Here is a 14,863-nt window from a genome sequence, read left to right as displayed (position 1 = left end):
ATCCGATTTGTCGCGCGGCCCTCAGAAGGCCGCGCGATAGATCTCTTCGACATCGTCCACGCTCATGTCGCGCGGGTTGTTGTCCATCAGGCGCCGGATGCCGTGCGCCTCTTCCGCCCAAGGCCGCAGATCGTTCGCCGTCACGCCGTGGCTGCGCAGCGCCATGTCGATCCCAAGATCGCGGCAGAAGCCCGACGCACTGTCCAGCACCTCGGCCGGATCAGCAGAGGCCGGCAGGCCAAGGGCTTCCAGCACCTCGGCGGTCTTTTCCGGCACCGACGGCGCGTTGAACGCCAGAACATGCGGGAAGATCAGCGCGTTAGAGATGCCATGCGGCAGGTTGGCGTGGCTGCCCAGCGGATAGGCCAGCGCGTGGCCCGCTGCGGTGTTCACGGGGCCAAGGCACAGGCCGCCGTAGAACGACGCCATCAGCATCCCGGCCCGCGCCTCGGCATCGTCGCCGTTCTCGACCGCGCGTTTCAGGAACTTGCCCGCAAGCGTCATCCCCATGCGGGCATAGCCGTCGATCAGCGGGTGAGCGTTGACGTTGGTGAAGGCCTCGACGCAGTGGGCCAGCGCATCGACGCCGGTGGCTGCGGTCACGGCAGCGGGCACCGTCATCGTCAGATCGGGGTCCAGCACCGCGATGTCGGCCACCATCAGCGGGCTTTCCACGGCGGTCTTGGCGTTGGTTTCGCTGTTGGTCACCAGCGCGCGGATGCCGCCTTCGGACCCGGTGCCGGCAGTGGTGGCGATCTGCGCGAGGTCCGAACATTTCTTCGCGACCTTGTTCGGCCCCGCGACGTCGGCCAGCGACTGTTCGCTGTCCCACAGCACCGCCACCAGCTTGGCCACGTCCATGACCGAACCGCCACCCAGACCGATAATAAGGTCGGGCTTGTGGGCGCGGGCGGCCTCCAGCGCGGCGGTCAGGTCGGTGTCCTTCGGCTCGGGCGCCACGTCGGTGAAGACGCTGACGTCCCCGGACAGGCCAAGTTTATCGACCATCGGCGCGGTGACGGGCTGGGCCACGACGAAGACGCGGGCGTAGGGTTTCGCCCAGTCGCCAAGGCGGGCGGCGGCGCCCTTGCCGATCTCGATCCGCTTGGGCAGGTGCAGGGTGATCGCGCGGGAAATGTCCATGTATTCCTCCCTCTGGCGGGTTCTCTTGTTCAGTGCGGCGCTTAGTTCAAAGCGTCCGCCCGGCGGCAACGCCGGGCAGCGCCGACCCGCCCCCACGGGGCGGCGCTTGTGCGCCACCCCTCGGGCCGGCGCTGCCCTTGTCTCTTCCCTCGGGGGTCAGCCCCCCAGCTTCTCCATCTCGGCCCAGATCGCATCGCGCTCGGTCTCGGTGACCTCGACCAGCGGCGGAAGCACCCGCATCCAGCCGTCGTTGCCACGCGATCGGGCGATCATCGCCTTCACGGTGGGCAGCTGGACATAGCTGTTCGACAGCGTGCGCCATTCGTTGATCGTGTCCTGCGCGGACTCGACCTCGGCCTCGCGGCCGGGCTTGTCCCACGTTTCCCAGACCACGCGCAGCATGTCGGCGCGCAGGTTCGAGGTGGCGGTGATGCAGCCCGCCCCGCCGACGCGCAGCAGCGGCAGCATCATCGGGTCGGCCCCGGCCAGCACGCCCAGTTTGGGGAAGCGGTCGCACATGGTTTTCATGTTCTCGAGATCGCCGGACGAATCCTTGATCCCCACGACGATACCGGGGAAGGCGTCCATCAGGCGTTCGATCAGGTCGTGCGAGATCGGGATCTGCGTGACCTGCGGGATGTGATAGAACACCATCCGCATCGCGTCGTCGCCGACGCCCTCGATCACGCGCGAATAGAAGCGGTACAGCCCCTCGTCGCTGACGCCCTTGTAGTAATACGGCGGCAGCAGCACGACGCCCTTCGCACCGGCCTTCACCGCGTGGGACGAAAGTTCGATCGTTTCCGGGATGTTGGGGGTCGAGGTGCCGGGCAGGATGGTGCCGGGTTCCAGCCCGCCTTCGATCAGCCCGTCCAGCAGCGCCATCCGGTCCTTGGCCGCAAAGTTGTTCGCCTCGCCGGTGGTGCCCAGCATGGCGATGCCGTGGCAGCCTTCTTCGATCAGCTTCGTGCAGTGATCGACGTACAGCGGCAGGTCGGGCCGCCCGTCGGCATCGACAGGCGTAGCGGCGGCGCAGTGAACGCCTTGGATTGCGTGGTTCAAGTCTTCCTCCCTTTGGCCTTTTGCCGGGTCAGCGCCCGGCAGCCAGCTTTCGTGCGTATGCGATGGCGTGGACCATGTTCTCGTGGTTCGCGATGCCTTTGCCCGCGATGTCGAAGGCGGTGCCGTGGTCGACCGAGGTGCGGTCGATCGGCAGTCCCAGCGTGACGTTCACCCCGGTGTCGAAGGCGACCAGCTTGACCGGGATGTGCCCTTGGTCGTGGTACTGCGCGACGATCAGGTCGAAGGCGCCGTTGTAGGCGCGGTGAAACAGCGTGTCGGCCGAAATCGGGCCATGCGCGTCGATGCCCTCTTCCTGCGCGGCCTTCACGGCGGGGACGACCTGCACGTCATCCTCGGTGCCGAACAGCCCGCCTTCGCCGCAATGCGGGTTGATGCCCGCGACGGCGATGCGCGGCTTGTCATAGCCGATGCGCTTCAGGTGGTCGTTGCCGATGCGGATGGTCTTCAGGATCTGTTCCGGCGTCGCGCGGTCGATCGCGTCTTTCAGCGAGACGTGGGTCGAAACGTGGATCACCTTCAGCTTGTCCGAGGCAAGGATCATCCATGCCTTCGGTTGGCCGGTCAGGTGCGCCAGCATCCCGGTGTGGCCGTCATAGTGATGACCCGCCGCGTTCAGCGTCGCCTTGTTCAGCGGTGCGGTCACGATGCAGCCGATCTCGTTCGCCTCGGCGGCGCGGACAGCCGCCTCGACGAAGCGGAAGGCGGCATCGCCCGCGCGGGGATCTTCGACGCCGAAGGGCAGCGGGGCGCCCTCGACGGGGATGTCGATCAGCACCGCGTCAAGATCGACGCTGGTGCCCACGGCCTTTTGCGCCGCCTCAAGCGTTGCACGGCAGCCGAAGATGCGGGTCTGCGCTTGGTCCTCGGGGGACATGGCGTCGACCGCCTTCAGGGTGACTTCGGGCCCGACCCCGGCGGGGTCTCCCATCGTGATGCCGATCATTGCTGCTCCAGCCATTCGGGGCCTAGCGCCACGTGCTTGATGGCGCGCCGGTGGTAGGTATAGGCGAGGTGCAGGGTGCCGTCCGTCGCCTGGATCAGCGAGGGGTAGGACATTTCCTTGTTGCTGCCGTCAACCGAGTTGTTGTGCAGGCAAGAGCCGGGGCCGTCCTCGACCGTCAGGCGCACCGGGAAGGTTTTGCCCTCGTCCTCGGAAAAGCACAGGGTCATCGGCGCACGCGGCACGCCCCACGTAGGGTTGCAGCCGCCGCTGGCGTTGGGCCGGTCGTCAGCCTCGCCCAGTTCGTCGTACAGCGACTCGCGCCGGGCCTCGGGATGCTCGGCGGCGTTGGTCGGGTTGCAGGCCATCGCGATCCGGCCGTCCGCAAGGCGGATCACCGAGATGGACGAGTTGTTGTTGGGCACGTCGGTGGCCTGCGGGACCGACCAGCTTTCGCCGTCGTCCTCGCTGTCGGTGCGGTAGACGAAATCGGCCTGCCGGCGGCGGAAGAAGGCCGCCCACCGGGCACCGCCCAGCGGCACCAGCGTCATGTGCACGCAGCCGATGGACCCGGGAACCTCGATCTCGCGCCATGTCGCGCCGCTATCGGTGCTGATCGCCAGCGCGGCGGTGTCGTGGCTGCCGGTCCACTTCTCGCCCGGACGGGACACGCAGCGGAACAGCGGCAGCATCCACGCCCCGTCGGACCGGACGTGGACCGGGCCGCGGATGAAGGTGCCGGCGGGCAGCGTCAGGTCCTCCGGCGTCTCGCCCAGCACGCGCATCCGCACGACGCACCGATCCTGATTGCCGCCGGGCTGCGCGGTGTGCAGCAGCAGACGGCGCCCGTCAGGGGCGTCGAATTCCACCGGGTTCTGTTCGGAACGGTCCGGGTCGTCAGTGACCCGGACCGCCTTTTCCCAGCCGGAATCCGTGAGTGATGAACGATAGATGGAGATGTCCGACTTCCCCTCCAGAGAGCCGCCGAACCACAGACAGTGCACACCGTCCGGCGCTTCCGAAAGGAAGGCCGCGTGGTTCTGGATGCAAGGACTGTCCAGCAAGGCCTCGCGCCGGGCGGGACTTGTGGTTCGCAGGATGCCGTCCATGCCATCGGCGATTTCGGCGGGTGTCGCAAGCGCCATCGAATCGTCTTTCCGTACTGGTCTGCGGGTCATGTCCGCGGCGAGGATGTTTCGGGCTGAAGAGCAAAGTTGTCAAGTTGAAAAAGATGCAACCTCAATTTGTCGAGGCGCTTTGGTTTTGTTTTAGGATTGAAAATAAACAATAAAATGAATTGCTCGGCGCGGCTTTGAGAGGTTCGGAATTATGTGATTGACAAGTAGGGGTCTCATGATGGACGGTCGTCATGAGGAGGCCGCCGAGGAGACACGCGCGGTTTCGGGGAGAAGATGGACACTCATGTCATCGAACAGCAATCCGGTGCATCCGGACAAAAAGCAGATGCTTGGCGTGGCGCTGATGGTCGGCGTGGCGGTTCTCAGCGCGACGGACGCCGTGCTGGCGCGGCAGCTGTCGTCGGGCGTGCATCCCTTCGTGATGGGTTTCACGCGGGCGCTGTTCGGACTGTTGGTGTTCCTGCCGTTCATCCTGTCCCGGCCCGGGATCATGCGGTCGAACTATCGCGTGCTGCATATCCTGCGCGCGGCGCTGAAGCTGGCGTCGCTGATTGCCTTCTTCTTCGCCTTCGCCCTGTCACCGCTGGCCGATGTGACGGCAATTATGTTCGCAGCGCCGATCTTCGTGACCATCGGGGCGTGGGTGTTCCTGTCGGAAAGCCCGCGCGCGATCCGGGTAATCGCGGTGCTGGTGGGCTTCGCGGGCGTTCTGCTGGTGCTGCGGCCGGGGCAGGGCGCAGTGTCGCCGGGGCTGGTCTTCGCGCTGGCGGGCGCTTTGCTGACGGCGGTGATCCAGTTGCTGCTGAAACCGATGTCCGGGCGGGATTCCACGGAAACGCTGGTGGCGTGGAACCTGATCGCCACGGTGCCGATCGCGGCGGTGCCCGCGGCGCTGTTCTGGACCACGCCGACACCGGCCGAGTGGGGTCTTCTGGCGCTGCAGGGTGCGCTGGGCGCGCTGAACATGGGGATGCTGACGCGGGCGTTTTCGCTAGCCGAGGCGTCGCTGCTGGTGCCGATCGACTTCTTGCGGCTGCCGCTGGTGGCGGCGCTGGGCTATCTTCTGTTCGCGCAAGAGGTTCCGCTGACCACTTGGATCGGCGGCACGGTGATCTTCGGCGCCACGCTGCTGATGGCGCGCAGCGCCCGGTCCCGGAAGGATCGCGAGATATGATCCGGGGGCAGAATTTTCTGGCAGATCATGTGGCGCGGCGTGCGCGGTCAGTCGTTGTAGGGCGCCAATGCCTCGACGATCAGCTGCCGCATCCGTTCCTGCAGCACCGTCCGCTCGCCCGCCCGGTAAATCAGGTACAGGTCGCTGCGGAACTGGCGCGGCAGGTCGAGATCGACGAAGCGCACGTTCTTCATACCCAGCACGCGGGACGAGGCGGGCACCAGCGCCGCGCCGATGCCGCTGTTGACCATCGCCAGCACGGTGTGGGTCTGGCTGACCTCTTGCACGATCCGCGGCGTGACGCCTCTGGAACTCAGAAGCGTCTGATGCGTCTCGCGCACGAAACCGCCCCGCTCGGTCGAGTAGCCGACGAAGGGCGCCCCGTTCAGGTCCTCGAGCATGGGGTTGGCCTTGTCGGCCAGCGGGTGGCTGCGCGGGATCGCAAGGATGAATGGCTCGCTGACGACGCGTTCGCGCGCGATTTCGGGGCGGGTCTGTTCCATCCGCGTCAGGCCAAGATCCAATCGGCCGGACCGCTGCGCCTCGACGATCTCGTAGCTCATCATCTCGGTCGGATCGAGCGTCACGCCGGGAAACCGCTCTGCGGCCATCGTCACGATGCGCGGCACGAACTCCAGCGCCGCAGAGGGCACGAACCCCAGCGCGATGCTGCCGGACTGCCCGCGCTGCGCCTGCCGCGCCTTAAGGATCGCGTGCTCGGACCGCTGCAACATGTCGGTGGCCGAGTCGTAAAAGCTTTCGCCCGCCGGGGTCAGCGACACGCGGCGGTTCGTCCGCTCCAGCAGTTGCAGGCCCAGACCGTGTTCCAGCAAGCGGATCTGCCGCGACAGCGGCGGCTGGGTCATGTGCAGGCGTTCCGCCGCGCGTCGGAAGTTCAGCTCTTCCGCAACCGCAACAAAGCAGCGCAGCTGCGAGAATTCGTACTTTCCGCCGGCCATCCGATATCCTTCCGCAGAGGGGGACGGCGGCAGAGTGATCCACAAATTGGATCAATTCAATCCATCATTGGAATGTACATGGGTCACGGCCCCCGTACACTCCAGACTGTTTCCGCAAAAACGGAAGCTCTGCCGGCGCGGGAGGATTTGCCGGCGAGAAAGACACCTAGGGAGGTATCACAATGATCAGGAAATTCGGTGGCGTCGCGGCGCTGCTGCTATCGTCGACGGCTGCGTTTGCCCAGGGCGGTGACACGGACGTCACTATCGTCCTGTCCGAAGAACTCGACATCGTCGAGCCCTGCGAGGCGTCGCGGTCCAACGTCGGCCGCGTGCTGCTGCAGAACGTGTCCGAAACCATCACCGAGCTGCTGCCGGGCGAAGGCCTTCAGCCGCGTCTTGCCACCGAGTGGGAAGACATGGGCGACGGCACTTGGCAGTTCAAGCTGCGTGAAGGCGTGACCTTCCACGATGGCAGCGACATGACCGCAGCCGACGTGGCGCACTCGCTGGCGCGCATCAAGTCCGAGGACATCACCTGCGAAATCGGGGCCAAGTTCTTCGGCGGCACCACGCTGACGACCGAAATCGTGGACGACCACACGATCAACATCACCGCGGACCCGGCGCAGCCGATTCTTCCGCTGCTGATGTCGACCGTGACCGTCGTTCCCGAGGAAACTCCGATGGACGAACTGGTGACCCAGCCGATCGGCACCGGGCCCTACACGTTCGACGAGTATAACCGCGGTCAGGACATCAAGGTCTCGCTGTACGACGGTTACTGGGGCGAAACCCCGGAAGTCACCGGCGCCACCTACGTGTTCCGTGCGGACTCGGCTGTGCGTTCGGCGATGGTTCAGCAGGGCGAGGCGGATATCGCGCCGAACATCGCGCTGCAGGATGCGACCAACCCGGAAACCGACTTCTCGTACCCGAACTCGGAAACCGTGTACCTGCGTCCCGACACCACGATGGCGCCGCTTGACGACATCCGCGTGCGTCAGGCGCTGAACTACGCGGTCGACCGCGAAGCGTTCATCGGCACCATCCTTGCCGACGGCACCCTTCTTGCGAACGCAGTCGTTCCGCCGTCCACGCTGGGCTACAACGCCGACATGGCGCCGTTTGCCTACGACCCGGACCGTGCCCGCGAGCTGCTTGAAGAAGCTGCCGCCGACGGTGTCCCGACCGACATGGAGATCACCTTCATCGGCCGGAACAACAACTGGGGCAACGTGGTCGAGACCCTCGAAGCCATCGTGGCGATGTGGGAAGAAGTCGGCTTCAACGTCGATCTGCAGATGGTCGAAGTTGCCGAGTGGCTGGAACAGTACTCGCAGCCGTTCCCGGAAGATCGCGGCCCGACCATCGTCGCGGCGATGCACGACAACGCCAACGGCGACCCGGTCTTCTCGATGTACTTCAAGTACGACTCCGAGGGGCTTCAGTCCGGCGTGCGTGATCCCGACCTTGACGCGATGATCGCCGAAGCCACCGGTGCGACCGGCGACGACCGTGCGCAGATGTGGTCCGACGTGATGACCTACATCCACGACGGCAACGCCTACGACGTCCAGCTGTTCCACATGGTTGGCTTCAGCCGGGTGAACGAGCGTCTGAGCTTCGAGCCGACCATCAAGGCGAACAGCGAACTGCAACTGTCGCAGATCTCGTTCAACTAAACAAAAGCCAATAGATGGGGGCGGGCCATGCGTCCGCCCCCACGTTCCCTTCCGGGCCACATGGCCGGACACCACCACTCAGTGGCCGATAACTTGGGGGCCGAGCGATGAAATCCTTCCTCAGAAAACGAGCCGTGGCGAGCGCCTTCTCGCTGATCGGGCTTGTTATTCTCGTCTTCTTCCTCAGCCGGCTGACCGGCGATCCGACGGATCTGTATCTGCCGGTCGACGCCAGCGCCGAGGCACGCGAGAACTTTCGTAACATCCACGGTCTGAACGACCCGCTGCTGGTCCAGTTCGGCAATTATGTCTGGGACCTTCTGCATTTCGACTTCGGTATGTCGATCCGTCGGGCCGAACCCGCCTTGGACGCGGTTCTGCGTGGCTTTGCGTGGACGCTTCAGCTTGCCGTCATCACCATGACGCTTGTCACCGTGATGGCGATCATCGTCGGCAGCCTCGCGGCCTATCGGGTCGGCGGCATCTTCGATCGTCTGGCGACCTTCTTCTCGCTGATCGGCGCCAGCGCGCCGGACTTCTGGATCGCGATCGTCGCGATCGTCGTCTTCTCGGTCGGGCTGGGCTGGGTGCCCACGTCCGGTACAGGCGGATGGGAATACTGGATCCTGCCCATCGCGGTGCTGTTCATCCGGCCCTTCGGCCTGATCCTGCAGGTCGTGCGGGGGTCGATGATCTCGACCCTGTCGTCGGCCTATGTGAAGACGGCGCGGGCCAAGGGCCTGAAGAACCGGCCGATCATCTTCGTCCACGCCCTGCGCAACGCGATGCTGCCGGTGATCACCGTGATCGGCGATCAGGCGGCGGCGCTGCTGAACGGCGCGGTCGTGGTCGAGACGATCTTCGGCTTCCCCGGTGTCGGCAAACTGATGATCGACTCGATCCTTCAGCGTGACTTCGCGGTGATCCTTGCCGCGATCATGGTCACCGCCTTCGCCATCTTCGTAATGAACCTGCTGATCGACATCCTCTACGCGGTGCTTGATCCGCGCATCCGGTACTGAGCGTATGGCCATGACTGATGTGACCCCCAATATCGCCTCGGACCAGCCGGCCATCGCCGATGCGCCGCCGGCTTACATCCAGATCGCCCGGATGCTGTGGCGCGATAAGCTGGCGCTGTGCGCCGCGATCTTCCTGACCATCGTCGTGCTGTGCGCCCTGTTCGGCCCGCTGCTGCTGGAAGACCTTGCCACCAAGCAGAACCTGCGGGGACGCAACGCGCCTCCGTTCGACTTCTCGGCGCACTGGACGATGTGGCTGGGCGGCGACGCGCTGGGCCGGCCGCTGCTCGCCCGGATCATCGTGGCCGCGCAGAACACCATGATGGTCGCCGCCGGCGCCGTGGTCTGCGCCATGATCATCGGCACGGGCCTTGGCCTGATCGCCGGGTATTCGAACAAGGCGGGCAGCCAAGCGATCATGCGGCTGGCTGACGTGATCATGTCCTTCCCGTCGCTTCTGCTGGCCGTGATCGTGCTGTACATGCTGGAACCCGCGGTCGGGAACCTGATCATCGTGCTGGCGATCACCCGCATCCCGATCTACCTGCGGACCTGCCGCGCCGAGGTGCTGGAGATCCGCGAGCGGATGTTCGTACAGGCGGCGCAGGTCATGGGCGCCTCGACCAACCGGATCGTGTTCCGCCACATCCTGCCCGTCGTGTTCCCGACGCTGGTAACCATCGCCACGCTGGACTTCGCCTTCGTGATGCTGGCGGAAAGCTCGCTGTCCTTCCTGGGCATCGGCATCCAGCCGCCGGAAATCACTTGGGGCCTGATGGTTGCGCAAGGGCGGTCCTATCTGACCACCGCGTGGTGGCTGTCGTTCTGGCCGGGCCTTGCCATCGTTCTGACGACGCTGTCGCTGAACCTTCTCAGCAACTGGATGCGCACCGCGCTTGATCCCGTCCAGCGGTGGCGGCTGGAAATCGCAAGGAAGAAGAAATGAGCCATCTTCTGGAAGTTAAGAACCTGACGGTCGACTTTCACACGGCGCAGGGCACGGTGCACGCGGTGCGTGACGTGTCCTGGCACCTCGACCGGGGCGAGACGTTGGCCATCCTTGGCGAAAGCGGCTCGGGCAAGTCGGTGTCCGCCTCGGCGATCATGAACCTGATCGACACGCCCCCGGGCGAGATCGTGTCGGGCGAGATCCTGTTCGAGGGGCGCGACATCCTGAAAATGTCCGATCAAGAGCGGCGCAACCTGAATGGCCAACGTATCGCGATGATCTTTCAGGATCCGCTAAGCCACCTGAACCCGGTCTATACCGTCGGCTTCCAGATCGCCGAGATGATGACCGCCCACGGGACGCCCAAGGCGAAGGCGCGCGAGCGGACGCTCGAACTGCTGAAGCGGGTCGGTATTCCGGATTACGAGAACAAGGTCGACACCTATCCGCACCAGTTCTCGGGCGGGCAGCGTCAGCGCCTTATGATCGCGATGGCGCTGGCGATGAAGCCGGACATCCTGATCGCGGACGAACCCACGACCGCGCTGGACGTGACGGTGCAGGCGCAGATCCTCGAACTGCTGGAGGAATTGCAGGAAGAAACCGGGATGGGTCTTCTGCTGATCACCCACGATCTTGGCGTGGTGGCAGAGGTCGCCGACCGGGTGGTGGTGATGAACAAGGGCGAGATCGTCGAAAGCGGCACCGCCACGCAGGTCTACAAGGCGCCTGTGCATCCCTATACCAAGAAGCTGATCGCCGCCGTTCCGGGCGAGGGCGAGATGGCGCAGCCCGTGGGCGGTGAAGAGCCGATCCTGAAGATCGAGGGGCTGTCCAAAGCCTATGGCGCCTTCACCGCGCTGGACAGCGCCACGCTGACGGTGCTCCCGCGCGAGACGGTGGCGATCGTGGGCGAAAGCGGCTCGGGCAAGTCCACGCTTGCCAAGACCATTCTCCGGCTCGAGGACGCCACGGGCGGCGCCGCCTTCTACGAGGGTCGCGACCTTGTGACGATGGCGCCCGCCGATCTGTTCGACCTGCGCCGCGAGATCCAGATGGTGTTCCAGGACCCGACGCAGTCCCTGAACCCGAGGATGTCGGTGTTCGACATCATTTCGGAAGCCTTCGTCATCCACCCCGAGATCCTCCCGAAGTCGGAGTGGAAGGCGAAGGTCAAGGAGCTTCTGGACCACGTCGGCCTGGACGCCAGCCACATGCACCGCTACCCGCACCAGTTCTCGGGCGGGCAGCGGCAGCGGATCGCCATCGCCCGCGCGCTGGCGCTGGCGCCGCGTCTGATCATTTGCGACGAAGCCGTGTCGGCGCTGGACGTGTCGATTCAGGCTCAGGTGATCCAGCTGTTGAAACGGCTGCAGGAAGAGCTTGGGCTCAGCTATCTGTTCATTGCCCACGACCTGCCGCTGGTGCGCGACTTCGCGCACCGGGTGGTGGTGATGCAGGGCGGGCGGATTGTCGAACAGGGCCCCGTGCGCGAGATCTTCGAGAACCCGAAGGAACAGTACACCAAGGATCTGCTGGCCGCGTCCCCGCATCCCGACCCCGAGGTGCAGGCCGAGCGCCGCAAAGCCCGAATGCAACTGGAGAAGACCGCATGACCAAGCGCGAACTGCTGGTCGTTTACCCGACATTGCCGCCGCAAATGGCGCAGCTGGAAGAAACCTACACGCTGCACCGTTACGACCAGGCCGAGGACAAGGCGGCCTTCATCGCCGAGCACGGGCCGAAGTGCGAGGGCGTGGTGATCAACGGCCATGCCTCGTTCCGGCGCGAGCACCTTCAGAAGATGCCGAACCTGAAAATCGTCGCATGCTCTTCTGCCGGGTTCGAGGACATCGACGTCGACGCGCTGACCGAGGCGGGCGTGCATTTCACCAACACATCGGACGCGCTGTTCGACGACGTGGCGGATTGCGCGCTGATGCTGACGCTGGCGTGCCGGCGTCACCTTGTGGCGGGGCATGACTATGTGAAGACGGGTGCTTGGGGGCGGCAGGGGATGTATCCGCTGACCTCGGCGCTGCGCGGCAAAAAGGCGGGCATTGCCGGTCTTGGCACCATCGGCAAGGCCATCGTCCGCCGGTTCGAACCGCTGGGTCTGGAACTGGGGTATATGGCGCGGTCGAAGAAGGACGTGCCCTATACCTATCACGCCGACATCGTGTCCTTGGCGGAGTGGTCGGACATCCTGATCGTCATCGTGCCCGGCGGGCCCGAGACCGAGGGCATGATCAACGCCGACGTCTGCAAGGCGCTGGGCCCCAAGGGCACGCTGATCAACGTGGCGCGCGGGTCCGTGGTTAACGAGACCGACCTGATCGCCGCGCTGAAGGACGGGTCGCTGGGCGACGCGGGGCTGGACGTTTACCTGAACGAACCGAACCCGAACCCGGAGCTGACCGGCCTGCCGAACGTCACGCTGTACCCGCACCATGCCTCGGGCACGGTCGAGACGCGCGACGCGATGGCGCAGCTGGTGGTGGACAACCTTGCCGCCTGCTTTGCGGGCAAACCGCTGCTGACCCCGGTCAACGACGTCAAGCAAAGCGCGGCAGGCGCATGATCCAAGACATAGGCGGCCGGGGCAGGGCCCTGCCGACAGGAAAGGCGGGCGAAGCATGGCTGTCCTACTGACCACCTCGCCTTCCTTCGCGCGGGCGGGGGACATCGCGGACCGTGCCGAAGCCGCCGGCCATACCATCCTGCGCGTCATCGAAGACGGCCCCGAGATGCAGGCGGCCCTTGCGCGGGCCCAGTATCTTGTCGCCGGGCTTCCCCGCATCGACGGGCCGGTGATGGACGCGGCGCCGAACCTCAAGGCGGTGCTGAAACACGGTGTCGGCGTCGACAGTATCGACATTCCCGCCGCGACGGCGCGCGGCATCGTCGTGACAAGCTGCCCGGGCGCGAACGCGCTGTCGGTGGCGGAACTGGCGATCGGCGCCGTCTTCGCCCTGTCGCGCAACCTGCTGTGGAACCACGACAGCGTCGCCTCTGGCCGGTTCGAGCGCCAGCGCGGGCGCGAGGTGACGGGCGCCACCCTTGGCCTGCTTGGGCTGGGCCAGATCGGCGGGCGCGTGGCGCGGATGGCGCTGGGCGTCGGCATGACCGTGGTCGGGTACGACCCGGACGAGGCCGCAAGCGCCGAGGCGCTGGCGATGGGCGTCGAACTTGCGGACCCGGACGAGGTGATCGCGCGCGCCGACACGCTTAGCCTGCACGTCACCGGGGTCGAGGCGAACCGCGACCTGATCGGCGCGGCCGAGATCGCGCGGATGAAACCGGGCGCGTTCCTTGTGAACTATGCGCGCGGGATTGTGGTGGACGAGGATGCGCTGGCCGCCGCGCTGGTCAGCGGCCAGCTTGCGGGCGCTGCGGTCGATGCCTTCCGGACCGAACCGCCTGACCCGGCCTCGGGGCTGATGCAGGCGCCCAACGTCCTGTACTCGCCGCATACCGGGGCCGACACGCAAGGCGCGGTGATCCGCACCGGAGAAATGGTGCTGGACGACATCGCCGAGATCGAAACCGGCGCCGTTCCGGCACGCGCGCTGAACGGCAAGGAGCTGAACCGATGACCGAACCCCGCTACGATATGGCCGCCCTGACCCGCTGGGCGCAGGACGTGTTCACCGCGGCCGGACTGGGCCGCGCGCAGGCAGAGGCGGTAGGGCGTTACCTTGTCGATGCCGACGCGATGGGACACGACACCCACGGGCTGGGCCTTGCGACGTGGTATCTGGACCTGATCGAGAATGGCACCGTCACCAAGGACGGCACGCCAAAGGTGGTGTCCGACCGCGGCGCGGCGGTCTGCTGGGACGGCCTGCGTCTGCCCGGCGCTTGGCTGACGGACGAGGCGATGACGCTGGCGGTCGAGCGCGCCGCCGAGCATGGCACCTGCACCGTCGCGGTCGGCAACGCGCACCACATCGGCGCCCACGCGGTGTACCTGCAAAAGGCGACCGACGCGGGCATGATGGTCATGCTGGCGTCGTCCGCTCCCTCGGCGGCGACGGTGGCCCCCTTCGGAGGGATCACCCCGGTCTATTCGCCGGACCCGGTGGCCTATGGCATCCCGACCGATGGCGATCCGATCCTGATCGACATCTCGGCGTCGATCACCACCAACAACATGGCCAAGCGGCTGGTGGCCGAGGGCCGCGACTATCCGCATGAGTGGCTGATGGATGCCGAGGGCACCCCCAGCCGCGACCCCAACGTGGTGTTCAACGGCGGAACCGTTCTGCCCACCGGCGGGCTGGATCACGGGCAGAAGGGCTATGGCCTTGCCCTGACCGTCGAAGCCGTCACGCAGGGCTTGTCCGGGATCGGGCGCGCCGACGCGCTGTCGGGGATGAACTGTTCCTTCACCGTGCAGGTGATGGACCCCGAGGCGTTCGGCGGCCGCGAGGCGTTCCTGCGGCAGACCGGCTGGCTGACCGCCGCCTGCCATGCCTCGACCCCGCGTCCGGGCGTGGAACGCGTGCGCCTGCCGGGCGAGGCGGCGCTGAAGCGACGGGCGCAGGCTGAATCCGGCGGGGTGCGGCTGTACCCCGGCATCATGCAGGGCCTCGCCCCCCGGGCCGAGGCGCTGGGCGTGGCGCCGCTGGACGCGATCTGACGATCCGACTGGCGCGCGCGGTCTTGCTGTGCGCGCCGCTGCCGTTTCCTGTGCGTCACCGCAGGCCCCGCCGTCCATTGGGTTTCCGGCTGGCATTGCCTATGTTGCAGGAAACATGACGACAGCA

General features: G+C 65.9%; 13 protein-coding genes. 8 read left to right on the top strand and 5 right to left on the bottom strand.

Annotated elements, in window-relative coordinates; translation table 11 throughout:
* Window positions 1-21: 21 nt before the first annotated feature.
* The 4 genes from P1K30_RS20085 to P1K30_RS20070 form a co-directional block, all read right to left on the bottom strand.
* Complete coding sequence (locus P1K30_RS20085; protein ID WP_275634568.1) at window positions 22-1,143, bottom strand: iron-containing alcohol dehydrogenase; 1,122 nt, start codon at window positions 1,141-1,143, stop codon at window positions 22-24.
* A 156-nt stretch (window positions 1,144-1,299) separates the two neighbouring features.
* Window positions 1,300-2,205 carry a dihydrodipicolinate synthase family protein gene (locus P1K30_RS20080; RefSeq protein ID WP_275634567.1) on the bottom strand — a complete coding sequence of 302 codons (906 nt, stop codon included), beginning with the start codon at window positions 2,203-2,205 and terminating at the stop codon, window positions 1,300-1,302.
* 28 nt (window positions 2,206-2,233) lie between these two features.
* A complete protein-coding gene (pdxA, locus tag P1K30_RS20075) occupies window positions 2,234-3,184 on the bottom strand; it encodes a 4-hydroxythreonine-4-phosphate dehydrogenase PdxA (protein ID WP_275634566.1) in 951 nt (316 codons plus the stop codon).
* Entirely contained in the window at window positions 3,166-4,311 is a 1,146-nt protein-coding gene (locus P1K30_RS20070) for a sialidase family protein (RefSeq protein ID WP_275634565.1), read from the bottom strand. Before P1K30_RS20070 ends, pdxA begins: the two co-directional genes overlap by 19 nt.
* Before the next feature lie 277 nt (window positions 4,312-4,588).
* Here P1K30_RS20070 and P1K30_RS20065 point away from each other — a divergent pair, with 277 nt between their 5' ends.
* The gene (locus P1K30_RS20065; RefSeq protein ID WP_275634564.1) at window positions 4,589-5,479 is read left to right on the top strand and encodes a DMT family transporter; all 891 of its coding nucleotides are present in this window, start codon (window positions 4,589-4,591) and stop codon (window positions 5,477-5,479) included.
* Between the two features lie 47 nt (window positions 5,480-5,526).
* Here the strand turns inward: P1K30_RS20065 and P1K30_RS20060 are convergent, their stop codons facing one another.
* Complete coding sequence (locus tag P1K30_RS20060) at window positions 5,527-6,438, bottom strand: LysR family transcriptional regulator (protein WP_275634563.1); 912 nt, start codon at window positions 6,436-6,438, stop codon at window positions 5,527-5,529.
* A gap of 182 nt (window positions 6,439-6,620) precedes the next feature.
* Here P1K30_RS20060 and P1K30_RS20055 point away from each other — a divergent pair, with 182 nt between their 5' ends.
* From P1K30_RS20055 to P1K30_RS20025, 7 genes are all read left to right on the top strand, one after another.
* Window positions 6,621-8,123: an ABC transporter substrate-binding protein gene (locus P1K30_RS20055; RefSeq protein WP_275634562.1), complete on the top strand. Its 1,503-nt coding sequence runs from the start codon at window positions 6,621-6,623 to the stop codon at window positions 8,121-8,123.
* Window positions 8,124-8,230: 107 nt separating this feature from the next.
* The gene (locus P1K30_RS20050) at window positions 8,231-9,145 is read left to right on the top strand and encodes an ABC transporter permease (protein ID WP_275634561.1); all 915 of its coding nucleotides are present in this window, start codon (window positions 8,231-8,233) and stop codon (window positions 9,143-9,145) included.
* Between the two features lie 10 nt (window positions 9,146-9,155).
* A complete protein-coding gene (locus P1K30_RS20045) occupies window positions 9,156-10,091 on the top strand; it encodes an ABC transporter permease (protein ID WP_275634560.1) in 936 nt (311 codons plus the stop codon).
* The gene (locus P1K30_RS20040; RefSeq protein WP_275634559.1) at window positions 10,088-11,710 is read left to right on the top strand and encodes an ABC transporter ATP-binding protein; all 1,623 of its coding nucleotides are present in this window, start codon (window positions 10,088-10,090) and stop codon (window positions 11,708-11,710) included. Before P1K30_RS20045 ends, P1K30_RS20040 begins: the two co-directional genes overlap by 4 nt.
* Window positions 11,707-12,675 carry a 2-hydroxyacid dehydrogenase gene (locus P1K30_RS20035; protein WP_275634558.1) on the top strand — a complete coding sequence of 323 codons (969 nt, stop codon included), beginning with the start codon at window positions 11,707-11,709 and terminating at the stop codon, window positions 12,673-12,675. The genes P1K30_RS20040 and P1K30_RS20035 overlap by 4 nt, the downstream gene beginning before the upstream one ends.
* Before the next feature lie 55 nt (window positions 12,676-12,730).
* Window positions 12,731-13,690, top strand: coding sequence for an NAD(P)-dependent oxidoreductase (locus tag P1K30_RS20030; protein ID WP_275634557.1), 960 nt, complete (start codon window positions 12,731-12,733; stop codon window positions 13,688-13,690).
* Complete coding sequence (locus P1K30_RS20025) at window positions 13,687-14,736, top strand: Ldh family oxidoreductase (RefSeq protein WP_275634556.1); 1,050 nt, start codon at window positions 13,687-13,689, stop codon at window positions 14,734-14,736. The genes P1K30_RS20030 and P1K30_RS20025 overlap by 4 nt, the downstream gene beginning before the upstream one ends.
* The last annotated feature ends 127 nt before the right edge of the window (window positions 14,737-14,863 follow it).

Source organism: Psychromarinibacter halotolerans (assembly GCF_029168315.1).
Classification (GTDB): domain Bacteria; phylum Pseudomonadota; class Alphaproteobacteria; order Rhodobacterales; family Rhodobacteraceae; genus Psychromarinibacter; species Psychromarinibacter halotolerans.
This window is presented reverse-complemented; position numbering and strand designations above follow the sequence as displayed.